General features: G+C 48.5%; 17 protein-coding genes, 3 tRNA genes, 3 rRNA genes and 1 riboswitch. Of the genes, 4 read left to right on the top strand and 19 right to left on the bottom strand.

Translation table 11 applies throughout. The annotated features are described in order from the left end of the window. Positions 1 to 102 precede the first annotated feature (102 nt). Positions 103 to 309, bottom strand: coding sequence for a DNA-directed RNA polymerase subunit omega (rpoZ, locus tag MON40_RS02740; RefSeq protein ID WP_003740638.1), 207 nt, complete (start codon positions 307 to 309; stop codon positions 103 to 105). A 59-nt stretch (positions 310 to 368) separates the two neighbouring features. Then, positions 369 to 986, bottom strand: coding sequence for a guanylate kinase (gmk, locus tag MON40_RS02735; RefSeq protein WP_039862844.1), 618 nt, complete (start codon positions 984 to 986; stop codon positions 369 to 371). 211 nt (positions 987 to 1197) lie between these two features. On the opposite strand from gmk, the gene dxs reads away from it, so the two are divergent. After that, positions 1198 to 3111, top strand: coding sequence for a 1-deoxy-D-xylulose-5-phosphate synthase (gene dxs / locus MON40_RS02730; protein WP_003776888.1), 1914 nt, complete (start codon positions 1198 to 1200; stop codon positions 3109 to 3111). A gap of 279 nt (positions 3112 to 3390) precedes the next feature. Here dxs and MON40_RS02725 read toward each other — a convergent pair whose 3' ends face one another. From MON40_RS02725 to MON40_RS02680, 10 genes are all read right to left on the bottom strand, one after another. Then, the gene (locus MON40_RS02725) at positions 3391 to 4056 is read right to left on the bottom strand and encodes a sulfite exporter TauE/SafE family protein (RefSeq protein WP_003776886.1); all 666 of its coding nucleotides are present in this window, start codon (positions 4054 to 4056) and stop codon (positions 3391 to 3393) included. A 320-nt stretch (positions 4057 to 4376) separates the two neighbouring features. Continuing rightward, on the bottom strand, positions 4377 to 5153 hold the full coding sequence (locus MON40_RS02720; RefSeq protein WP_003776882.1) for a TatD family hydrolase: 777 nt from the start codon (positions 5151 to 5153) through the stop codon (positions 4377 to 4379). A 4-nt stretch (positions 5154 to 5157) separates the two neighbouring features. Beyond that, complete coding sequence (locus MON40_RS02715; protein WP_003760734.1) at positions 5158 to 5514, bottom strand: PilZ domain-containing protein; 357 nt, start codon at positions 5512 to 5514, stop codon at positions 5158 to 5160. A gap of 19 nt (positions 5515 to 5533) precedes the next feature. After that, positions 5534 to 6511: a DNA polymerase III subunit delta' gene (locus MON40_RS02710; protein WP_003776880.1), complete on the bottom strand. Its 978-nt coding sequence runs from the start codon at positions 6509 to 6511 to the stop codon at positions 5534 to 5536. A gap of 509 nt (positions 6512 to 7020) precedes the next feature. Next, positions 7021 to 7311 (bottom strand): ComEA family DNA-binding protein, encoded by a 291-nt coding sequence (locus MON40_RS02705; protein WP_009313167.1) that lies wholly within the window; start codon positions 7309 to 7311, stop codon positions 7021 to 7023. Between the two features lie 350 nt (positions 7312 to 7661). Then, positions 7662 to 7775 (bottom strand): 5S ribosomal RNA (gene rrf / locus MON40_RS02700). 93 nt (positions 7776 to 7868) lie between these two features. Further along, positions 7869 to 10760 (bottom strand): 23S ribosomal RNA (locus tag MON40_RS02695). 430 nt (positions 10761 to 11190) lie between these two features. Further along, a tRNA-Ala gene (locus tag MON40_RS02690) sits at positions 11191 to 11266 on the bottom strand. Between the two features lie 5 nt (positions 11267 to 11271). Further along, positions 11272 to 11348: transfer RNA gene (locus tag MON40_RS02685), tRNA-Ile, on the bottom strand. Positions 11349 to 11449: 101 nt separating this feature from the next. Further along, positions 11450 to 12990, bottom strand: a 16S ribosomal RNA gene (locus tag MON40_RS02680). The 16S, 23S and 5S rRNA genes sit together here with 2 tRNA genes alongside, the layout of an rRNA operon. A 565-nt stretch (positions 12991 to 13555) precedes the next feature. On the opposite strand from MON40_RS02680, the gene coaBC reads away from it, so the two are divergent. Next, positions 13556 to 14749 carry a bifunctional phosphopantothenoylcysteine decarboxylase/phosphopantothenate--cysteine ligase CoaBC gene (gene coaBC, locus MON40_RS02675; protein ID WP_242925987.1) on the top strand — a complete coding sequence of 398 codons (1194 nt, stop codon included), beginning with the start codon at positions 13556 to 13558 and terminating at the stop codon, positions 14747 to 14749. A gap of 75 nt (positions 14750 to 14824) precedes the next feature. On the opposite strand, the gene MON40_RS02670 is transcribed toward coaBC, so the two are convergent. From MON40_RS02670 to MON40_RS02655, 4 genes are all read right to left on the bottom strand, one after another. Then, the gene (locus tag MON40_RS02670) at positions 14825 to 16351 is read right to left on the bottom strand and encodes a DHA2 family efflux MFS transporter permease subunit (protein WP_003763839.1); all 1527 of its coding nucleotides are present in this window, start codon (positions 16349 to 16351) and stop codon (positions 14825 to 14827) included. A 235-nt stretch (positions 16352 to 16586) separates the two neighbouring features. Beyond that, a complete protein-coding gene (locus MON40_RS02665) occupies positions 16587 to 17777 on the bottom strand; it encodes an HlyD/EmrA/EmrK family protein (RefSeq protein ID WP_003757026.1) in 1191 nt (396 codons plus the stop codon). A gap of 348 nt (positions 17778 to 18125) precedes the next feature. After that, positions 18126 to 19526 carry an efflux transporter outer membrane subunit gene (locus tag MON40_RS02660; protein WP_003780134.1) on the bottom strand — a complete coding sequence of 467 codons (1401 nt, stop codon included), beginning with the start codon at positions 19524 to 19526 and terminating at the stop codon, positions 18126 to 18128. A 52-nt stretch (positions 19527 to 19578) separates the two neighbouring features. Then, entirely contained in the window at positions 19579 to 20073 is a 495-nt protein-coding gene (locus MON40_RS02655; RefSeq protein WP_003757030.1) for a MarR family transcriptional regulator, read from the bottom strand. Positions 20074 to 20827: 754 nt separating this feature from the next. Continuing rightward, positions 20828 to 20872: riboswitch (PreQ1 riboswitch) on the top strand. A gap of 4 nt (positions 20873 to 20876) precedes the next feature. Between MON40_RS02655 and queF the strand changes: the two genes are divergently transcribed. After that, positions 20877 to 21350, top strand: a complete 474-nt coding sequence (gene queF, locus MON40_RS02650) for a preQ(1) synthase (protein WP_003780138.1) — start codon at positions 20877 to 20879, stop codon at positions 21348 to 21350. Positions 21351 to 21426: 76 nt separating this feature from the next. Further along, complete coding sequence (locus MON40_RS02645; protein WP_003780140.1) at positions 21427 to 22110, top strand: 7-cyano-7-deazaguanine/7-aminomethyl-7-deazaguanine transporter; 684 nt, start codon at positions 21427 to 21429, stop codon at positions 22108 to 22110. A gap of 88 nt (positions 22111 to 22198) precedes the next feature. Here MON40_RS02645 and MON40_RS02640 read toward each other — a convergent pair. From MON40_RS02640 to MON40_RS02630, 3 genes are all read right to left on the bottom strand, one after another. Next, a tRNA-Arg gene (locus MON40_RS02640) sits at positions 22199 to 22273 on the bottom strand. 4 nt (positions 22274 to 22277) lie between these two features. Further along, the gene (locus MON40_RS02635; protein WP_003780142.1) at positions 22278 to 22724 is read right to left on the bottom strand and encodes a DUF441 domain-containing protein; all 447 of its coding nucleotides are present in this window, start codon (positions 22722 to 22724) and stop codon (positions 22278 to 22280) included. 5 nt (positions 22725 to 22729) lie between these two features. Beyond that, positions 22730 to 23704, bottom strand: a complete 975-nt coding sequence (locus MON40_RS02630; protein WP_003780144.1) for a polyprenyl synthetase family protein — start codon at positions 23702 to 23704, stop codon at positions 22730 to 22732. Positions 23705 to 23910 lie beyond the last annotated feature (206 nt).

Raw genomic sequence — 23910 nt, 5'->3', positions numbered from 1 at the left:
GCCTTCGGTGTGTGTTTTGTTTTGAGCCGTCAGACTGTATCGGTCGGATGTGTCGCGCCGATACAATCCGCGCGGCGGTTGAGCAGATTTTGCCTGCCGGTATTATTTGTTGCGGGTCAGCAGTTCGGTACCGATTTGACCGGCGGCGATTTCGCGCAGGGCGGTAACGGTCGGTTTGTTGTTGCGGATGTCGTCAACCATAGGGGCGTTGCCGTTTTCAAGCTGGCGTGCGCGGCGGGCGGCGACGAGGGTCAGGTCGAAATGATTGGGGATTTTGCCTGTGCAGTCTTCAGTGGTGATACGGGCCATTTGTTTGCTTTCTTTCTATTAATTTGTGATGGAATGTAAATGCGTATTTTCGCTGTTTTTCAGGAATTTTCCAACAGGTTTGAGATAAATCCTTGCTGGGAAGATTTTTTCAGACGACCTGCTTTGATGATGTGAAGCAAATCGGCTTCCGCCCTGTCTAAATCATCGTTGACGACGATATAGTCAAATAGGACGGATTGTTCGATTTCGTGACGCGCTTTGGAGAGGCGGGTTTGGATAACTTCCTCGCTGTCGGTGCCGCGCCCGTTAAGGCGTTCGGCAAGGACTTCGAACGAAGGCGGCAGGATGAAGATGCTGCTGGCTTCGGGCAGGGATTTGCGCACTTGCGCCGCACCTTGCACGTCGATTTCCAAAATCACATCGTAACCCTCTTCGCTAAGGGAATTGACCCCCGCGATGCTGGTTCCGTAATAATTACCGAAAACGTTTGCGTGTTCGAGGAAGGCTTTTTGTTCAATTAAGGATTCAAATTCTTCTTTGGGAACAAAATGATAATGCACGCCATGCTGCTCGCCTTCGCGCGGCTGGCGGGTGGTGTGCGATACGGAGACGCGCAAATCGCCGTTGTTTTTCAAAAGACGGGAAACCAGCGTAGTCTTGCCCGTACCGGAAGCGGCGGAGATGATGAAAATATTGCCTTTTTTATGGGGTTTCATGATGTTGGTACCGATGGAATTATCTGTTGATTGTAGCATACGGGGCGTGTAATTTCATGTTCAGACGACCTTTACATGCATCCCCAAACGCCGCTTCCATCGGCAAGCAACCGCTTAACGGCGATACCCGACCTCCGGCAGGAAACCCACGTCTTTCTAAACTCTTGCTATAATTGCCCGCTATACACAAATAAGCCTGCAAAGACACACCATGAGCCACACTCCGCTACTCGATACCGTCGGCAGCCCGCAAGATTTGCGCCGTCTGGATAAAAAACAGTTGCCCCAAGTCGCCGCCGAGCTGCGGGAGTTTCTGCTGGATTCAATAGGCAAAACCGGCGGTCATTTCGCCAGCAATTTAGGCGCGGTCGAGCTTACCGTGGCTCTGCACTATGTTTATCACACGCCTGAAGACAAGTTAGTTTGGGACGTCGGCCATCAAAGTTATCCGCACAAAATCCTCACCGGTCGCAAAGACCAGATGCACACCATGCGCCGTTATGGCGGCTTAGCGGGTTTCCCCAAGCGCAGCGAATCCGAATACGACGCTTTCGGCGTGGGTCATTCCTCTACCTCCATCGGCGCGGCGTTGGGCATGGCGGCGGCAGACAAGCTCTTGGGCAACGACCGCCGCAGCGTCGCCATTATCGGCGACGGCGCGATGACGGCGGGGCAGGCGTTTGAAGCCTTGAACTGCGCAGGCGATATGGACGTGAACCTGCTGGTCATCCTCAACGACAACGAAATGTCGATTTCCCCCAACGTCGGTGCGCTGCCGAAATACCTCGCCAGCAACGTCGTGCGCGATATGCGCGGCGTGTTGAGCACAATCAAGGCGCAATCGAGCAAGGTTTTGGACAAGCTGCCCGGCGCGATGGAGCTTGCCCAAAAAGTCGAACACAAAATCAAAACGCTGGCGGGCGAAGCCGAACACGCCAAGCAATCGCTGTCTTTGTTTGAAAACTTCGGTTTCCGCTACACCGGTCCCGTGGACGGCCACAACGTCGAGCATCTGGTTGACGTATTGAAAGATTTGCGCGGACGCAAAGGCCCGCAACTGCTGCACGTCATCACCAAAAAGGGCAACGGCTACAAACTCGCCGAAAACGACCCCGTTAAATACCACGCCGTCGCCAACCTGCCCAAAGACGTTTCAGACGACCTCAAAACCGCAACGTCGTCTGAAAAAGAAAACAAACCTGCCGCCAAACCGACCTATACGCAAGTGTTCGGCAAATGGCTGTGCGACCAGGCGGCGGCAGATTCCCGATTGGCGGCGATTACCCCCGCTATGCGCGAGGGCAGCGGACTGGTCGAATTCGAACAACAATTTCCCGACCGTTATTTCGACGTCGGCATCGCCGAGCAGCACGCCGTTACCTTTGCCGGCGGTTTGGCTTGCGAAGGCATGAAGCCCGTCGTCGCCATTTATTCCACCTTCCTCCAACGCGGCTACGACCAACTGGTGCACGACATCGCCCTGCAAAACCTGCCCGTTTTGTTTGCCGTCGACCGTGCGGGCATCGTCGGCGCGGACGGTCCTACCCATGCCGGTTTGTACGATTTGAGCTTCTTGCGCTGCGTGCCGAACATGATTATTGCCGCACCGAGCGATGAAAACGAATGCCGCCTGCTGCTTTCGACCTGCTATCAGGCAGACGCCCCTGCCGCCGTCCGTTATCCGCGCGGTACGGGAACAGGCGCTCCCGTTTCAGACGACCTTGAAACCGTAGCCATCGGCAAAGGCGTCATCCGCCGCCAAGGTGAGAAAACCGCATTCATTGCCTTCGGCAGCATGGTCGCCCCCGCATTGGCGGTTGCCGAAAAACTGAACGCCACCGTCGCCGATATGCGCTTTGTCAAACCGATAGATGAGGAACTCATCGTCCGCCTCGCCCAAAGCCACGACTACATCATTACCGCCGAAGAAAACGCCGAACAAGGCGGCGCAGGCAGCGCAGTGCTGGAAGTGTTGGCGAAACACGGCATCTGCAAACCCGTTTTACTTTTGGGCGTAGCCGACACCGTGACCGAACACGGCGATCCGAAAAAACTTTTGGACGATTTGGGCTTGAGTGCCGACGCAATGGAAAAACGCATACGCGGATGGCTGCCGGCGGTTTGAACTGAAGCTGCGATTATAGTGGCTTAAATTTAAATCAGGACAAGGCGACGAAGCCGCAGACAGTACAGATAGTACGGAACCGATTCACTTGGTGCTTCAGCACCTTAGAGAATCGTTCTCTTTGAGCTAAGGCGAGGCAACGCCGTACTGGTTTAAAGTTAATCCACTATAAATAACGCCGCCGTTGCAAGCAATGAATAAAGGTCGTCTGAAAACGGATTTTCAGACGACCTTCAATGTATGAACCCTACCCTTTTAAAAGGCGTTTCATTGTTTAATTCAAAGCATTACCGCCAAACGGAAAACCGCCCAGCCCGCGACCAATAGTCCGGCGCACAGACGGATGGCTCTGCGTTGTAAAAGTGTTTTCAATTGTGCTGCAAAAATCCCCATTGCCAACAAATTCGGCAACGTTCCCAGTGCAAAAGCCAACATATACAGCCCGCCCTGCACCGCATTGCCGCTGCCCAAAGCATACAATGAGGCGCTGTATACTAAACCGCAAGGCAGCCAGCCCCACAACATGCCTACGCCGAAACAAGCCGGAACGGATTTAATCGGCAGCAGTCGGTTCAAAATCGGATTCAAACGTTTCCATATCGGTCTGCCTATGCGCTCAATCTGCGTAGCCGCCGTAGAAAGACCCGCCAGATACAGGCCCAACAGCAACAGCAACACATTCGCTGCAACATACAGGCCGTTTTGCAGCCAGCGCGTATCATCCAAAGAAATACCAATTTGCCCGACCAGCCCGACAATCAAACCTATCAACACATAGCTGCTGAGGCGTCCCAAATTCAATAGGACAATCAGTCCCAGCCGATTAAGATGCGGCGGAAGCTGCAACGCAAACGCACTACTCAACCCGCCGCACATTCCGACACAATGCGTACCGCCAAAAAAGCCGAGTAAAAACAGAGTGAAAAAGGTGATGTCGTAATTCATTATTGGAAAGGCGATGTGTCGATAGAAGTATGATTTGTCAGAAAAACGGAAAACGATATGATGAAAGCCAATCTTTAAATATTTTCAAGAAGTTGCCATCTTGATTTTCGCGTTGATTTTAAACCCATCCATGACTATCTGTCCGCTTTTGCACTGGCTTTCTTGTGATACTGATTTTATCGATGACTTCCGCCATCTTCCATTTTCTGCCCAACAAAATTACCCAGTCTGACTGTCCACTTATATAAAAAATTCCAAATTTCAAAAGGTCGTCTGAAGCGCTAGATAAAGCATTTTCAGACGACCTTTTTCCATTCGAATCAAACACGGATGTCGGGTACTTTATTGAACAAACGATAGAAATTGTCGCTAGTGTAAGCGGCAAGCGTTTCTACGGGTTCGCCGCGCAGTTTCGCCACAAACTCGGCGGTATAACGGACATAGGAAGGTTCGTTAGGCTTACCGCGTTTGGGAACAGGGGCGAGGAAGGGGGAGTCGGTTTCGACCAGCATTCGATCCGCAGGGACGTATTTGGCAGCTTCTTGAATTTGCGGGGCATTTTTGAAGGTAACAATGCCGGAGAAGGAAATATACAGCCCCAAATCCAAAGCAGCTTTGGCAAAAGCGGTATCTTCGGTGAAGCAGTGGATAACGCCGGAATTGGTTTGACCTTCTTTCAGAATCGCCAAAGTATCGGCGGCGGCATCGCGGGTGTGGACAATCACGGGCAAACCGCTTTCGTTGGCGGCTTGGATGTGTTCGGCGAAGCGGCGGTGCTGCCATGCCAAATCGCCTTTGCACCAGTAATAATCCAAGCCCGTTTCGCCTATGCCGACGACTTTCGGGTGTTTTGCCGCTTCGACCATTTCAGCGACGGTAAATTCTTCGGCTTCTTGGCTGTCGGGGTGGACGCCTATGGTGCAGTAAATCTGTTCATTGGCTTGGGCAATGTCGAAGACTTCGGCGAAACTCTGTTTGCTCACGCTGATGGCAAGCGCCTGCTTGACGCTTTGTTCTTCCATGTTGGCGAACACTTCAGGCAGGCGGTTGCTTAAGCCTTCAAAATTGAGGTGGCAGTGTGAATCGATTAAATGCATGATTTTAAAGCGTAAAGGTAACGCGGTCGCTGCGCAGTTTCGGTCCCAGCTCGCCTTCAATCAGGGTTTTCGCCTGAAGGCAGCTTTCGTGTTCGGAAAATGCCAGCCCGACGCCTTTGGGACGGTGTGCCGAAGTACGGGCGGGATTGATCCAGACGACTTTGGTAGGCAGGAAGCGTTTGGGGTAATCGGCGATTTCAACGGCGAGCAGGATGTCTTCGCCCAATGAAAATACGTCTTCGGTCGGAACAAAAAGTCCGCCGTGTTCGAGGAACGGCATATAGCAGTTGTAGAGCAGGGTCGGGTCTTTAAGCTGCAACGCCATCATTTTCGCCGGAATGTCTTTATTGTTGTTTACCATTTTGTTTTACCTTATCTGATTATTTGTTTTGCCAAAATTCGAGATATTCAGTCAGCAGATACTCAAGCTGCATTTTAACACTCAAGGTGTGGTATCCGTAAGGGCTGAGTGCGTTCAGACGACCCGTCAGCGCAAACAGGCGGCGCGGATCGGTTTTGGAAGCCGTCTGCGACAATGCCTGCGCGTAATTGGGATAATAAAGCGGCGGCATTTGTTGTTGCGCCAAGCCGACATCCAACAGCCATTTCTGCATCCAATCGATGAAGACTGCCAACGGCTGTTTGTGTTTGTCAAACGCAGCGGCGTAGTCGAGTATCGTCAACAGGCGCGGCGCAGCAAGTAAAGTGAGCAGCTCTTCGCGCAAGTCATCCATTTCGGGCGTACGGGCAAACAACGGCGCGCCGCTGTGGAAAGCCAGCAGAGATTCCGCATCATCCACACCCTCTTTCCGAAGATACGCCAAAGCTTCATCGCGCGAAGGTGCGGGCAAAACCATCTGGCGGCAACGGCTTTTAATGGTCGGAAGAAGCTTATCACGCGCATGCGTAACCATCAAAAAAACAACATGTTGCGGCGATTCTTCCAAAGCTTTGAGCAATCCGTTTGCCGCCTGCACGTTCATACTTTCAGCGGGATGTACCAATACCACCCGCAACCCGCCGCGCACAGCAGTCAGATAAATGTTCTCCACAATATCGCGCACGGCATCTATTTTAATCTGCAACAATTTTCGCCCGACCGCACCGTCTTCGGGAATTTCAGGAGTGAGTTCGTAAAAATCGGGATGGCTGTTTTGCAAAAACAAATGACACGAAGCGCATACGCCGCAAGGCTGATGATCTTCCCGAGGCGATTCGCAAAGCAAAGCCTGCGCCACAAACCGCGCAAACGCCGTTTTGCCGGTGTTTTCCTTGCCGGTAAACAGCCAAGCGTTCGGACGGTTTTCCCAATGGTCGGTAAGCTGCCGCCACTGGTTTTGATGCCACGGATAAATCATATTAGAAAGTACAAGCGTTTGAACAAAAGCGTGATTATACAGGGAAATGTTAGAGGTCGTCTGAAACCGAGAATACAATTCGAAACGGTTATAACATCGTTTCTATCCTCTTTCCGCCTCTTCTCAGCCTTTTTGGCTCTCCCTTCTTCTCAAAAGGTTCCCTGCCCCTATTCCCCTAGCGTCATCTACCGCAACGGATGTGAACGCGCTATTTGGTGGGGACGTAGTCGGCATAGTGCGCCGGCAAGGCAGTCGTTTCCAATAGCGAGCCTTCTTACTTTCTTACTGTGCACACTAAGGCAGTATTGCCGCCCGCTACCTTTTCAGACGACCTTTCCACATAGGTTTCCCCATGCATCCTGATCTGACGGCTGAATGAAGCGGGACAGGCATGGCAGCCTTACCCGCCCGACACGAAGGCCGTCCGACTCCGGACTGGATTCGGACGGCCTTTTCATTACCGGGTCTGCAGCTGCGCACATTCCCTATTCGGGAGGGCGCACTCGGGTTTATTTTTTAGCGGCGGGGGTGGCGGCTTTGTTTTGAGCGGCCGGGGCGACGGTTGCTTCCGCCTTCAGTTTGGAGAAGATGCCCTCACCGATACCTTTGACGTTTTTCAACTCCTCGACCGATTTGAAGGCACCATGTTGTTGACGGTAGTCCACGATGGCTTTGGCTTTGGCAGGGCCGATACCGGGCAGGGCTTCCAACTCGGACGGGGAAGCGGTATTGATGTTGACGGCGGCCAGCGACAGCGAAGCGGTCAGCAGGGAGAGGGCGGCAAAGAGGAATTTTTTCATAAGAAGATACTCCATAGTTTGTGAATGCGGATGATGCCTGTGTGTGCGGCACCGTAAAATAGTTGGCTATCATATCCGTCTTACCGTTTCCTTTCAAACGATACCTGAAGATTTCTTAGTTTACTATCTCTTTATGTATTGATTCTACAACATCCCTATTTTACCCGCACCCTCCCTATCCGTCACATTTACCCGCTGCGCTATCGTCGCACCCGCCTATCTCCACTCGTGAGCAAGTAAGCCATAGCAAGAAGGCAAGGAACGGCACTGACGAGTTTCAAGTAAAGGTATGAATAAAATATGAGGTAAAAGTAAAAGCCCCCGACATCTGTCAGGGGCTTAGAATAGGTGTTTGGCAGTGACCTACTTTCGCATGGAAGAACCACACTATCATCGGCGCTGAGTCGTTTCACGGTCCTGTTCGGGATGGGAAGGCGTGGGACCAACTCGCTATGGCCGCCAAACTTAAACTGTACAAATCGGCAAAGCCTTAATCAATATATTCGGTGATGACTGAATCAGTCAGTAAGCTTTTTATTTGAAGTTCTTCAAATGATAGAGTCAAGCCTCACGAGCAATTAGTATGGGTTAGCTTCACGCGTTACCGCGCTTCCACACCCCACCTATCAACGTCCTGGTCTCGAACGACTCTTTAGTGCGGTTAAACCGCAAGGGAAGTCTCATCTTCAGGCGAGTTTCGCGCTTAGATGCTTTCAGCGCTTATCTCTTCCGAACTTAGCTACCCGGCTATGCAACTGGCGTTACAACCGGTACACCAGAGGTTCGTCCACTCCGGTCCTCTCGTACTAGGAGCAGCCCCCGTCAAACTTCCAACGCCCACTGCAGATAGGGACCAAACTGTCTCACGACGTTTTAAACCCAGCTCACGTACCACTTTAAATGGCGAACAGCCATACCCTTGGGACCGACTACAGCCCCAGGATGTGATGAGCCGACATCGAGGTGCCAAACTCCGCCGTCGATATGAACTCTTGGGCGGAATCAGCCTGTTATCCCCGGAGTACCTTTTATCCGTTGAGCGATGGCCCTTCCATACAGAACCACCGGATCACTATGTCCTGCTTTCGCACCTGCTCGACTTGTCGGTCTCGCAGTTAAGCTACCTTTTGCCATTGCACTATCAGTCCGATTTCCGACCGGACCTAGGTAACCTTCGAACTCCTCCGTTACTCTTTGGGAGGAGACCGCCCCAGTCAAACTGCCTACCATGCACGGTCCCCGACCCGGATTACGGGTCTGGGTTAGAACCTCAAAGACACCAGGGTGGTATTTCAAGGACGGCTCCACAGAGACTGGCGTCTCTGCTTCTAAGCCTCCCACCTATCCTACACAAGTGACTTCAAAGTCCAATGCAAAGCTACAGTAAAGGTTCACGGGGTCTTTCCGTCTAGCAGCGGGTAGATTGCATCTTCACAACCACTTCAACTTCGCTGAGTCTCGGGAGGAGACAGTGTGGCCATCGTTACGCCATTCGTGCGGGTCGGAACTTACCCGACAAGGAATTTCGCTACCTTAGGACCGTTATAGTTACGGCCGCCGTTTACTGGGGCTTCGATCCGATGCTCTCACATCTTCAATTAACCTTCCAGCACCGGGCAGGCGTCACACCCTATACGTCCACTTTCGTGTTAGCAGAGTGCTGTGTTTTTAATAAACAGTCGCAGCCACCTATTCTCTGCGACCCTCCGAGGCTTACGGAGCAAGTCCTTAACCTTAGAGGGCATACCTTCTCCCGAAGTTACGGTATCAATTTGCCGAGTTCCTTCTCCCGAGTTCTCTCAAGCGCCTTAGAATTCTCATCCTGCCCACCTGTGTCGGTTTGCGGTACGGTTCGATTCAAACTGAAGCTTAGTGGCTTTTCCTGGAAGCGTGGTATCGGTTACTTCATGTCCGTAGACACTCGTCGTCACTTCTCGGTGTTAAGAAGACCCGGATTTGCCTAAGTCTTCCACCTACCGGCTTAAACAAGCTATTCCAACAGCTTGCTAACCTAACCTTCTCCGTCCCCACATCGCATTTGAATCAAGTACAGGAATATTAACCTGTTTCCCATCGACTACGCATTTCTGCCTCACCTTAGGGGCCGACTCACCCTACGCCGATGAACGTTGCGTAGGAAACCTTGGGCTTTCGGCGAGCGGGCTTTTCACCCGCTTTATCGCTACTCATGTCAACATTCGCACTTCTGATACCTCCAGCACACTTTACAATGCACCTTCATCGGCCTACAGAACGCTCCCCTACCATGCCAGTAAACTGGCATCCGCAGCTTCGGTTATAGATTTGAGCCCCGTTACATCTTCCGCGCAGGACGACTCGACCAGTGAGCTATTACGCTTTCTTTAAATGATGGCTGCTTCTAAGCCAACATCCTGGCTGTCTGGGCCTTCCCACTTCGTTTACCACTTAATCTATCATTTGGGACCTTAGCTGGCGGTCTGGGTTGTTTCCCTCTTGACAACGGACGTTAGCACCCGCTGTCTGTCTCCCGAGGAACCACTTGATGGTATTCTTAGTTTGCCATGGGTTGGTAAGTTGCAATAACCCCCTAGCCATAACAGTGCTTTACCCCCATCAGTGTCTTGCTCGAGGCACTACCTAAATAGTTTTCGGGGAGAACCAGCTATCTCCGAGTTTGTTTAGCCTTTCACCCCTATCCACAGCTCATCCCCGCATTTTGCAACATGCGTGGGTTCGGTCCTCCAGTACCTGTTACGGCACCTTCAACCTGGCCATGGATAGATCACTCGGTTTCGGGTCTACACCCAGCAACTCTTCGCCCTATTAAGACTCGGTTTCCCTACGCCTCCCCTATTCGGTTAAGCTCGCTACTGAATGTAAGTCGTTGACCCATTATACAAAAGGTACGCAGTCACACCACATGGGTGCTCCCACTGTTTGTATGCATCAGGTTTCAGGTTCTATTTCACTCCCCTCCCGGGGTTCTTTTCGCCTTTCCCTCACGGTACTGGTTCACTATCGGTCGATGATGAGTATTTAGCCTTGGAGGATGGTCCCCCCATATTCAGACAGGATTTCACGTGTCCCGCCCTACTTTTCGTACGCTTAGTACCACCGTTGAGATTTCGAATACGGGACTATCACCCACTATGGTCAAGCTTCCCAGCTTGTTCTTCTATCTCGACAGTTATTACGTACAGGCTCCTCCGCGTTCGCTCGCCACTACTTGCGGAATCTCGGTTGATTTCTTTTCCTCCGGGTACTTAGATGGTTCAGTTCTCCGGGTTCGCTTCTCTAAGTCTATGTATTCAACTTAGGATACTGCACAGAATGCAGTGGGTTTCCCCATTCGGACATCGCGGGATCATAGCTTTATTGCCAGCTCCCCCACGCTTTTCGCAGGCTTACACGTCCTTCGTCGCCTATCATCGCCAAGGCATCCACCTGATGCACTTATTCACTTGACTCTATCATTTCAAGAACTTCTCTGACTTTGCCTGACACTCCGTTGACTAGAACATCAAACTTGAATTTCCTACTCTGATAAAGCTTACTGCTTGTTGTGTCTTAATCCCGCCTTTTGTCTTTCGGAATTAAGTCGATACAATCATCACCCAAATACTGTACCTGTTTTTCTTTTCCTATCCAGGAGACAACTGACCGTTTGCAATTGGTCAATCATCAAAAACAGACACATTGTCTTTGTTTGTTGATTTCGGCTTTCCAATTTGTTAAAGATCGATGCGTTCAATATTGCTATTTACTTCGCAAATCAAAATGAGCTGATTATTATAGCAGCCTTTCTTTTTCCGTCAAACTGATTCGTCAGCAGACTTCTCTTTAGAAAAAAAGAAAGCAGTTACACTGCCTTTTAACTCGCTTTGATTTGGAAAGTATTGGTGGAGGCAAACGGGATCGAACCGATGACCCCCTGCTTGCAAAGCAGGTGCTCTACCAACTGAGCTATGCCCCCGTTCTTGGTGGGTCTGGGAGGACTTGAACCTCCGACCCCACGCTTATCAAGCGTGTGCTCTAACCAGCTGAGCTACAAACCCGGATTCTCTTCTTAAGCGAACCTTGTCTTCACTCAAGCATTTTTCCGCATCTTCTACAGTTTACCGATAAGTGTGAATGCGACAACCTCTTCTTTCTCTAGAAAGGAGGTGATCCAGCCGCAGGTTCCCCTACGGCTACCTTGTTACGACTTCACCCCAGTCATGAAGCATACCGTGGTAAGCGGGCTCCTTGCGGTTACCCTACCTACTTCTGGTATCCCCCACTCCCATGGTGTGACGGGCGGTGTGTACAAGACCCGGGAACGTATTCACCGCAGTATGCTGACCTGCGATTACTAGCGATTCCGACTTCATGCACTCGAGTTGCAGAGTGCAATCCGGACTACGATCGGTTTTGTGAGATTGGCTCCACCTCGCGGCTTGGCTACCCTCTGTACCGACCATTGTATGACGTGTGAAGCCCTGGTCATAAGGGCCATGAGGACTTGACGTCATCCCCACCTTCCTCCGGCTTGTCACCGGCAGTCTCATTAGAGTGCCCAACTTAATGATGGCAACTAATGACAAGGGTTGCGCTCGTTGCGGGACTTAACCCAACATCTCACGACACGAGCTGACGACAGCCATGCAGCACCTGTGTTACGGCTCCCGAAGGCACCCCTCCGTCTCTGGAGGGTTCCGTACATGTCAAGACCAGGTAAGGTTCTTCGCGTTGCATCGAATTAATCCACATCATCCACCGCTTGTGCGGGTCCCCGTCAATTCCTTTGAGTTTTAATCTTGCGACCGTACTCCCCAGGCGGTCGATTTCACGCGTTAGCTTCGCTACTAAGCAGTCATGCTGCCCAACAGCTAATCGACATCGTTTAGGGCGTGGACTACCAGGGTATCTAATCCTGTTTGCTACCCACGCTTTCGGGCATGAACGTCAGTGTTATCCCAGGAGGCTGCCTTCGCCATCGGTATTCCTCCACATCTCTACGCATTTCACTGCTACACGTGGAATTCTACCTCCCTCTGACACACTCTAGTCACCCAGTTCAGAACGCAGTTCCCAGGTTGAGCCCGGGGATTTCACATCCTGCTTAAGTAACCGTCTGCGCCCGCTTTACGCCCAGTAATTCCGATTAACGCTCGCACCCTACGTATTACCGCGGCTGCTGGCACGTAGTTAGCCGGTGCTTATTCTTCAGGTACCGTCATCAGACAGGGGTATTAACCCCGCCCTTTTCTTCCCTGACAAAAGTCCTTTACAACCCGAAGGCCTTCTTCAGACACGCGGCATGGCTGGATCAGGCTTGCGCCCATTGTCCAAAATTCCCCACTGCTGCCTCCCGTAGGAGTCTGGGCCGTGTCTCAGTCCCAGTGTGGCGGATCATCCTCTCAGACCCGCTACTGATCGTCGCCTTGGTAGGCCTTTACCCCACCAACTAGCTAATCAGATATCGGCCGCTCAAACAGCGCAAGGCCAAATGGTCCCCTGCTTTCTTCCTCAGAATATATGCGGTATTAGCTAATCTTTCGATTAGTTATCCCCCACTGCTCGGTACGTTCCGATATGTTACTCACCCGTTCGCCACTCGCCACCCAAGAAGCAAGCTTCTCTGTGCTGCCGTCCGACTTGCATGTGTAAAGCATGCCGCCAGCGTTCAATCTGAGCCAGGATCAAACTCTTATGTTCAATCTCTAACTTTTTAACTTCTGGTCTGCTTCAAAGAAACCAACAGGACAATGTCTAAAACATCATCTTGTCTGTCTTTCAAACAGTGTGAGGCTGTCGCACTCACACTTATCGGTAATCTGTTTTGTTAAAGAGCGAAAACGAATTATAAAGCATTTCATCTCATTGTCAATCAAAACTTTTCTTAAAACCTCGAAAAATCAGACCAACTGTGATATACTTACCTGTTCGTTCAATCACCGCCAAAGCAGCGAAGAACCGAACTATACCCCCCTCCTCGAAAACCGTCAATCCCTAAACCGCAAAAAATTCCAAAAAACCTAACAACAACCTGAAATACAAAGACTTTTATTTCAAAATATTCTCAAACCAAACTCAATCAACAGTAAAAGTCTTCTGAAACCTCTTTCAGACGACCTTTATCATAAATATCCGAAACAATTTCAAACATACCGAGCTTCAACTCACAACTTAAAGCCATCCACCCATAAGTCCCTGTTACTTTTTTGAACAGTATCCGTTAGTATTATGACTTATTTGATTCAAATTGGATTGAGTTGCTGTAATGAGTAAACACTTTCTTTTAGGGATAAGCGGTGGTATTGCGGCTTATAAATCATGTGAGTTGGTCCGATTACTAAAAAAACAAGGATATTCTGTAACGGTGGCAATGAGCCGTGCAGCCACTGAATTTATTACCCCCCTTACGTTTCAAGCATTAAGCGGAAATCCTGTTCTAGTTGATACGCACGATGGTAACTCGACTAGAGGAATGAGTCATATTGATTTAACCCGAGAAGCGGATGTTTTTTTGATTGCTCCCGCTACTGCCAATACTGTTGCCAAGATCGCCAACGGTATTGCTGATAATCTGCTGACCAATTTGGCAGCAGCACGAAAATGCCCCATGGCAGTCGCTCCGGCGATGAATGTGGAGATGTGGAACAATCCTGCCAATCAAAGGAATATCCAACAACTGATTTCAGACGACATCACAGTTTTCCAGCCATCCTATGGCGAACAGGCTTGCGGTGAAATCGGGATAGGGAGAATGCCTGAAGCTGTTGAACTTGCCGATTTGATTCATGATTTATGGACGCCGAAAATACTTGCCGGCAAAAAAATCTTAATCACTGCCGGCGCGACCTTGGAAATGATTGACCCGGTCCGTGGAATTACGAATATTTCCAGCGGCCAGATGGGCATTGCCCTAGCCCGCGTATGCAGAATGGCCGGAGCACAAGTTACGTTGATTTATGGACAGTTACAAACTCCCCTGCCGACCGGTCTCTATCATATGGAACGGGCTATTAGCGCCCAAGAAATGTACGATGCTGTTCATAAATATATTGAAGATCAGGATGTTTTTATTTCCGTAGCCGCTGTGGCTGACTATAAGGTAAAAAACAGCAGCCCGCACAAATTGAAAAAAGAAAATTCAAAAGATACCCCGACCCTTGAATTGGAAGCCAATCCTGATATTTTGGCATCTGTAGCAGCCTTACCCAAACCTCCTTTTTGTATTGGATTTGCAGCAGAAAGTGAAAAAGTTTTGGAATATGCTCGAGCAAAACGTTTACGCAAAGGCATTCCGATGCTGATTGCCAATGACGTTTCTCAGGCAATGGGAAAATCTACCAATCAGATTACTATTATTACGGATGAAGAGGAACTATCTTTCCCTGAGAAAGAGAAATTACAGGTAGCAGAAGAAATTGTTCAATCTCTTGCTCGCCATCTGGACAAACTAAACCTGTAAGTAATCAGGTTAACCTTAACTATCTTCTACAACAGCAAAGGTCGTCTGAAAATTTTCAGACGACCTTTGTGATATTTAATGCCCTGCTGATGAACTCCCATTAAACGGCGGCTTAGCAAACCAAATTATGGAAATCATGACGATGAACAAGATACTGCCAGCCAGAAAAATCTCGTTTGATCCCATAATGAAGCCTTGCTGCGTAATGGCATCGGAAATATTTTTCAAAACCTGCTGTTCACTCAGCCCCCGATTCGTCATTTCATGAACTGTTTGAACAGTCAAACTCGAATATGGATTAATCTGTTCACTCAGTTGCGTATGATGCAAAGCTTCTCTCCGCTCCCACATGGTACTGACTATGGATACACCCACACCACCCATGAAGACGCGCAAGAAATTAGACAGGCTACTTGCTGATGCAATCTGATCGGATTTAATATGGGACAATGTAATGCTGGTCAACGGAAGGAAAAACATGGACACACCCAAGCCTTGCCAGAATTGGGGCCAAACAACATTGCTCATATTCATTCCGGCATAAAAATCAGTGCGCCAATAGAAAGTAAAAGCAAACGTCAAGAAACTTGCGGTAACAAGAAGACGCATATCAATGCGGTTGCCGAATCTACCTATAATCGGGGACAACAAGATAGGAAGAAAGCCCACCGGTGCAGCCGCCAAGCCCGCCCATGTTGCGGTATAGCCAAGATTAGACTGCAACACCAGCGGCAACAGCGTGAGCGTACCCATGTAAACCATAAAGCCCAATGAAGTTGCCAGTACGCCTATCGTAAAATTTCTGTTGCTAAACAAAGAAAAATCGACAATCGGGTATTTCTCGCCAAGCTCCCAAACCACAAAATACGTCAGACATACCAATGCGACGATACCTAATACAATAATCTCTCCAGAGGCAAACCAGTCCAACTCTTTACCTCTATCAAGCATCATTTGCAGCGCACCGACGCCAACCACCATCAAGACCAAACCGATGTAATCTATCGGCGTCTTAACCACTTCCGTTTCCCTATCCCTCAATTGCTGCCACACAATAAGTGCAGAAATAATACCGATAGGGATGTTGATGAAGAAAATCCAACCCCAATGCCAATTATCCGAAATCCAACCGCCGAGAATAGGACCTAAAACAGGCGCGACGACAACGGTCATTGCCCACAATGCCAAAGCCAATGTTCGTTTTTCAGGAGGATACGACGCCATGAGCAAACTTTGCGACAGCGGAATCAACGGTCCGGCTACAAAGCCTTGTAACACCCTGAAGATCACCAAAGCCTGAAGATTGGGTGCAATGCCGCACAACCACGACAGCAAAACAAATCCCACTACGGAGGCGATAAACAGTTTTACTTCGCCAAACCGTTTTGCCATAAATCCGGTTAGCGGCACTGAAATCGCATTAGCCACGGCAAATGACGTAATAACCCAAGTACCCTGAGTAGTCGCCGCCCCCAAGTCCCCGGCAATTACCGGTACTGCAACGTTGGCAATCGTGGTATCCAAGACTTCCATAAAAACGGCAAGGCTGAGCGCCAACGTAACCAGCACCAGCCTAACACCCTGCAATGGCGGATAATTCATATTTCTTCGCTATTATTCATTCAATATATTGCACAGTGATTGCGCTTAGATACACACCCCTTTTCAGACGACCTCTTTGATGAATGTTCACATCATCGCAAGCTAAAAACAAAGTTCTGCTCTGCATTATTTAATCCATCACAACTTTGCTTCCTCATGCGCTTCGATATCTATTCGCTATCAAATACCCACATTCTCAGCAATTCAACGCATGAAAGGTCGTCTGAAAACATTTTTACTTAGCGTATTTCTCAAAAATCTTATCGATCAACGCATCGGCGGCAGCCCAATCTACGCCTTCAGTTTCCGGGGATGCTACATTTTTATCAGCTGCAGCCGTCATGTTTTTTCCTGAGCCGGCACCTGAAATATCAACCTTTACCTTCATAGATAAACCGACACGAAGCGGATTAGCCTGCAACTCTTTCGCATCCAAACTGATGCGGACCGGAACACGTTGCACAACCTTAATCCAGTTCCCCGTCGCATTTTGCGGCGGCAAAAGAGAGAATGCACTGCCCGTACCCGCTGACAAACCCATCACCCTGCCATGATAGACCACTTTATTTCCATATAAATCAGCAGTCATTTCAACAGGTTGACCAATTTTCATTTGACGCAGTTGCGATTCTTTAAAGTTAGCATCCACCCAAAGATTACTCAAAGGAACCACAGCCATCATTGGGGAACCTTGGGCAATACGCTGCCCAACTTGAACATTTCGTTTGGCAATCTGTCCATTCATCGGTGCGCGAATTTGGGTGCGTTGCAGATTCAGCCATGCATCCTTAATATGGCTGATGGCTGTTTGCACCGCAGGTTGTTGCCGCAGAGGGATATTATTACCTAAAACTGCTTGTGCAGAAGTCTCTTCCGCTTCCACTGCCTTCAAAGCCGCTTGCGCCTGAACCACCGCAGCACGGGCATGACTCAACTCTTCACCTGAAATCGCATCCGTTCCCGATAAAGCTTCACGTCGGCGCAAATCTGCCTGAGCCTTTGCCAATTCGGCTTTTCGTAAAAGAACTTGCGCTTTTGCTTTTGAGTTAACCGCAGTTTGTTGTTTATTCTGACGAATTGCCTGAATCAATTCATTTTGAGCACGCTCGTAAGCCAGTTGGAAGTCGCTGTCATCCAACGCAACCAAGACATCCCCTTTTTTGACCACATCAGTATCGTCATACATCACCTTCCTTACCGTACCGGTGACCTGAGGGGTAATTTGCACCAGATGACCCGCAACATAGGCATCTTCTGTCTCTTCCTCGTATTGCCAGAATAAGAAATACGCAAGAGCCACACCGACTGCAATCAAAATAAAAAGCAGTGTAATAACTGCCAGATTACGCCCGCGTTTACGCCCCACCCTTGAACTTTTTGTCCCTGAATTGCGTAATTGTTCATTATTTTCTAGATTCGCATCCATGATTTCATTTTAACCTGGGTAATTACAGACTATTTTCCTTATGCACCCCATCCCACTAATATCTCATTGATTTTAATAGAATAGACAATACTGAAAAATACATACAGAGGTGCATTCTATAGCCGCATCGTTACTCAATCAAGTAACAATCATATTTAAAAACCATTTGGATATCCCCTTTTACCATTAGGCGCAAACAATCATTTCAAAGTCATCCAAGCAATACCGATTCCTGACAACCAAAAAGCAATTGGCGACATTCTGAATACATACATTTAAACGTTAAATGCATATCCAAAATATCGCCAATTGACTTGATTAAAAGGAAAGGGGTCGTCTGAAAACCTTCTATTGCGTTTTAAACCCACCGCCCAACTGGGCATTCAGATTGCTCCATGCAATCAACCGTTCAGATTGATACTGCACCAATTGCATTTTCACTTGCAACATATCATCTTGTTTTTGTAATGCGCTAAGACCATTATCCAATCCCGCCCTCACTCTACCCTGAGCATTTTTAACCGACTTCTCGGATATTTTCAGCATTTTATCCCAAGTAGACTGTTTGCTTTGCAGGCTTTGGTAATCTACAACAGCATCCGCAGCAGAACGCATCGCATTCAAAACCGTTTGATCGTACACGGCCACCTGCTCATTATATTCTGCGCGTTTGCCTGCCAATTTTGACTGTAATGCCCCAGACGTAAAAATAGGAAGATTGATAGCAGGAACAATACCCAGCATGCCTGATGTTTTACCCCTTACCACATTGAACGCATCAATATGTCCAAGACCCGCCAAGGCTTTTAACTCAATATTGGGATAAAACTCTGCTTCGGTGGATTTAACCGTATGCAGCTTAGATTCCAATAATGATTTTTGTACCGCGATATCCGGTCGGGCTGCTAACAAATCCGCATGGATTCTATTCACAGGCACAACAGGAACCGCCCCCATCCTACCGGGCTCTTGTTCGGAAAGCGCTCCCGGCACATTACCGCTCAATACTGCCAAGGCATGTCGGACTTTGGCAATCTGTTGTTCCAATGACGTTTTTTCCAACTGAAGTTGCTGACTTGCCAATTCAAGCGGGTACAATGATTGTGCGGGCATCAGGTTTGCATGGACTCTGCGTGAGACCAATTGCTGCATTTTCTCTGACAGATTGATACGTTCCTGCACAAGAGCTTGTCGCTCGCTCAAAGCCTGCCAAATAAAATATTGCTTGGCTACCGCGTTCGCCAGCTCAATCCGTGCCTGATGGGCTTCATACAGAATTGCCTGACGGCGTCCCAAAACCGCTGCAATCTGCTCACGGTTTTTTCCCCAAAAGTCGAATGTCCAACTTCCCTGTACTGCCGCGTTTGCCAACAATAATGTATGGTCGGTATCGATACGGGAAGATGCGGGCTTGGGTGCAACATACATTCCAACCCCGCGCGCGGACATACCGATTTGCGTTTTGCCGGCGGCTTCGGTTATTCCCAGCTGCGCTTGTGCTTGCTCGAAACGCGCCTTGGCAATACGCAAATCCGTTGATGTCTGGATAGCTTGTACAACCAGTTGATTCAGTTTGTTATCTTTTAATTGCAACCACCATCCGTCTTGAATGAGGGATGCCGACTTACCATCGGGCAAAGAATACACCGTTGGTTCTTCCAACGGTACTTGTTTACCAAACTGCGCACAAGCTGCAAGTACAGATACTGCGATAATACAGATGCCCCGTTTGGCAATATTTGATTTCATGGCAGACTCCGTTTTTTACTTTTATCCCTGCCACAATTCTTACTGCATCAGATCAGCTGTCCAAACGGTTCAACAGCTTGCCCAACAGATTTTGCAACTGGGTATAATCCTCATTGGTAAAATCTTCCCAAGCTTCACCGCTCTTACTGGAAATCTGCGGCCATACTTGTTGGATAAAAGACTCACCTTCCTGTGTCAATTTTAACACAATCTGGCGGCGGTCTTGCTGGTTGATATGACGACCTACCCATCCCCGTTCTACCATCTCATCGGAAAGACGGGTCGCACTGGTACGTGTCAAATCCATCAAGTCGCTCAAACGCGAAGGAAGGATTTCGCTTTTAGGGCTGACGTAAACCGCCATCAAAGCGAACCATAAATTCTCGTTGATACCGAAAGTTTTCAAATTTTCATTAAGATGACTGCTTAGACGTTCGGTTGTTACCCGTAACAGACGCCCTGTTCTTACCTGTTGTTCTGAAAACTCAGGCAGGCGGTCGGAAAGTTGGCGCAGCGCGTTGACCAAGTCGGTTTGTGAAAAACTCATTATAAATATCCTCTTCTTAAATTTATTGGCTGTATATGCTGCAAATCAGAACAAATAATGACAATCTCATTTGCTTCAAAATACCAAATACTTATTCAATGCCGCTATACTAATTCAACTGATTATTTTCCGAATGAAAATCTGACAATCGGTCCAAGAAGATAACAAGTGGCGTTTTTTATGCATAAGTCATCTAATTTGTATGTAATTCCGAATTCTTACTCTACAAAATCAGTATTCAGAAAGGATAGATTTGTGGTTACCGACAACTTAATTTATTGTTTATATTGAAAACCCCATAATTTATTAGAGAGATGGCGCTTCTCCTTAGTTCTATAACTCAAAACATGACTTTTGAGATACTACTGAAAACACTTCAAAAAAATTTTAACTTTTACGATTAATGCGGAAAAATTAACTAGAAAAATCATAAATTTAAAAATCAGTTTAAATTCAATCCGCATTACTTTGCAAAGGCATTACCGCCACATCAAAACATCCGCACCCACCTATCATTTTTTGCATTTCCATCCCAGCGTTCAACCGCTAAATATAGTGGATTAAATTTAAATCAGGACAAGGCGACGAAGCCGCAGACAGTACAGATAGTACGGAACCGATTCACTTGGTGCTTCAGCACCTTAGAGAATCGTTCTCTTTGAGCCAAGGCGAGGTAACGCCGTACTGGTTTAAAGTTAATCCACTATAATTATCAAAAAAATCACAAACATAGTTCCCCTTATATTACAATCCGCCTTTCGTGGTTCGAAAACCTCCCACATTAAAAAACTAAGGAAATCCTCATGTCCCGCAATACCGAAGAGCTGCAAGGCATCTCTCTTTTGGGCAATCAAAAAACCCAATATCCGACCGGCTACGCTCCCGAAATTCTTGAAGCATTCGACAACAAACATCCCGACAACGACTATTTCGTCAAGTTCGTCTGTCCCGAATTCACCAGTCTCTGCCCCATGACCGGGCAGCCTGACTTTGCCACCATCTACATCCGCTACATCCCGCACATCAAAATGGTGGAAAGCAAGTCCCTGAAACTCTATCTCTTCAGCTTCCGCAACCACGGTGATTTCCATGAAGACTGCGTCAACATCATCATGAAAGACCTGATTGCCCTGATGGATCCGAAATACATCGAAGTTTTCGGCGAATTCACACCGCGCGGCGGCATCGCCATTCATCCTTTTGCCAATTACGGCAAAGCAGGTACCGAGTTTGAAACACTGGCACGCAAACGCCTGTTCGAACACGACAGCCAATAATCCATCCCCTTTTTAAGCATTTTCAGACGACCTTTTTCACGAGAAGGTCGTCTGAAAGCCTTTCCGAAAGATTTCCATGTACGAATTTACAACAGCGCAACAACAGAAGGCGCTCTTCTGGCTGGTGCTTTTCCATATCCTCATCATTGCCGCCAGCAACTATCTGGTGCAGTTCCCCTTCCAAATTTTCGGCATCCACACCACTTGGGGCGCGTTTTCCTTTCCCTTCATTTTCCTTGCCACCGACCTGACCGTCCGCATTTTCGGTTCGCACTTGGCACGGCGGATTATCTTTTGGGTCATGTTCCCCGCTCTTTTGCTTTCCTACATCTTTTCCGTTTTGTTCCACGACGGCAGCTGGACAGGCTTAGGCGCGCTGTCCGAATTCAACACCTTTGTCGGACGCATCGCCTTAGCCAGCTTTGCCGCTTACGCACTCGGACAAATCCTTGATATTTTTGTGTTCAACAAATTACGTCGTCTGAAAGCGTGGTGGATTGCCCCGACCGCATCAACCGTCATCGGCAACGCATTGGATACGTTGGTATTTTTCGCCATTGCCTTCTACGCCAGCAGCGATGAATTTATGGCGGCAAACTGGCAGGGCATCGCTTTTGTCGATTATCTGTTCAAACTCACCATCTGCACCCTCTTCTTCCTGCCAGCCTACGGCGTGATTTTGAATATCTTGACGAAGAAGCTGACGACACTGCACACCCAACATCCTCAAAAGCAGATGCAGCCGGCACAAGAATCTTGATGAAGTTCGACAGAACGATTTACGATTCCCGTTCATAGAAAATACAAAGAGGTCGTCTGAAAATTTCAGACGACCTCTTTGTGTTTTATGGCCTCGCCAACAGGAATCGAACCTGTATTTTACGCTTAGGAGGCATACGTTCTATCCGTTGAACTATGGCGAGCGTGTTAAACTTTTCCTGCAATAAACGATAATAATCCTGCGGCAATCAGCGGACCGACCGGAATGCTGCCCATAAACGCCACACCGATAACCGTACCGATCAAAAGACCTGTTACCAAAACAGGTTGTTCGCTCATCAGCGGTACGCCGCGCCCTGCCAGCCAGGCGACAAGGATGCCGATTAATACGGCGGCAATCATTTTAAAATTGACAAACTCCGACAGCGGCGGAATTTGAACCTTCCCTGAAACCAGCGGGCTTAAGACCCCGATTGTCAGCAAAATAATCCCAAAATGCAAGCCGTGTTTTTCCATGAAAGGAATATATTGCGACAAAGCAGTCTGTTGCATTAACAGCAAAATTGCTGCGGAAATCGTAATCGAGTTGTTGTTGCTGACGACGCCGAGAAAAATCAGCGTCACCAAAAACATCGGGACGAAATTGAAATTCATCGGATTTAAGAAACCCGTGCCAATGATTCCTCAGCCAACTGAATCATCGCCTGCTTGACTTCGCTATCAGGCAATACTGCCAAAGAAGCCACGGCTTGCTCAACGGCTTTTCGTGCTTCGGAAATCGAATAAGTCAACGCGTCGGAATGGACAACATAATCATGGATTTTTTGGAAACTGCCGCGATCCGCATTTTCCAAAGCGTGGCGCACATCGTCAGCCACTTGTTTCGAACCGTTGCGCATCAGATAAATCAGCGGCAAAGTCGGTTTGCCTTCTGCCAAATCGTCGCCGACGTTTTTACCGATTTCTTCGGTTTCGCCCGAATAATCCAAAACATCATCAATAATTTGGAACGCCGTACCGACATACATACCGTAATCTTTCAACGCCTGCTCATGCTCGGGGGCGGCATTGCCCAAAATCGCACCAACCTGAGCAGCTGCTTCAAACAATTTGGCCGTTTTATATTGAATCACTTGAACATATTGCGCTTCGGTAATATCGGTATTGCCGATGTTCATCAGCTGCATGACCTCGCCTTCAGCAATAATATTAGTTGCATCCGCCATGACTTCCAAAATGCGCATACTGCCGGAATCAACCATCAATTGGAAAGCGCGCGTATACAAAAAGTCGCCGACCAACACCGCCGCCGCGTTGCCGAACAGATTATTCGCCGTTTCGCGTCCGCGGCGCAAATCGCTTTCATCGACAACATCGTCATGCAGCAGGGTTGAAGTGTGGATAAATTCCACCATTGCCGCCAAAGCATACAGCTTATCTCCATCATAACCGACCGACTTACCTGCCAAAATCGTCATAATTGGACGCAGACGCTTACCGCCGGCACTGATAATATAAGTACCGATTTGCGAAATCAGCGCAACATCAGACTGAACCGCTTGGTTGATCACCTCATTGACCCGTGAAAGGTCTTCAGGCAGATGGCGTTGGAAATAAGGCAGGTTTTCGAGCATAACACATTCTCAGTCGGCAAAATGAAGCAGGCTTGCCGTATAAATAAATGGGTTGGGTATAAGGCGGAAATAATATTGCCGCATAAAAAATATCGGCAATCCAACGCGCGATTATAGCAGCAAAGCCCGTTTGACACATCTTTCAGACGACCCTGCCCCCACAAACGAAATAAACTTTGACAAAACAGGCAAATAGCAATAGAATC

Source organism: Neisseria macacae ATCC 33926 (assembly GCF_022749495.1).
Classification (GTDB): domain Bacteria; phylum Pseudomonadota; class Gammaproteobacteria; order Burkholderiales; family Neisseriaceae; genus Neisseria; species Neisseria macacae.
The sequence above is the reverse complement of the archived record's forward strand: the minus strand, read 5'-3'. Positions and strand labels throughout refer to the sequence as shown.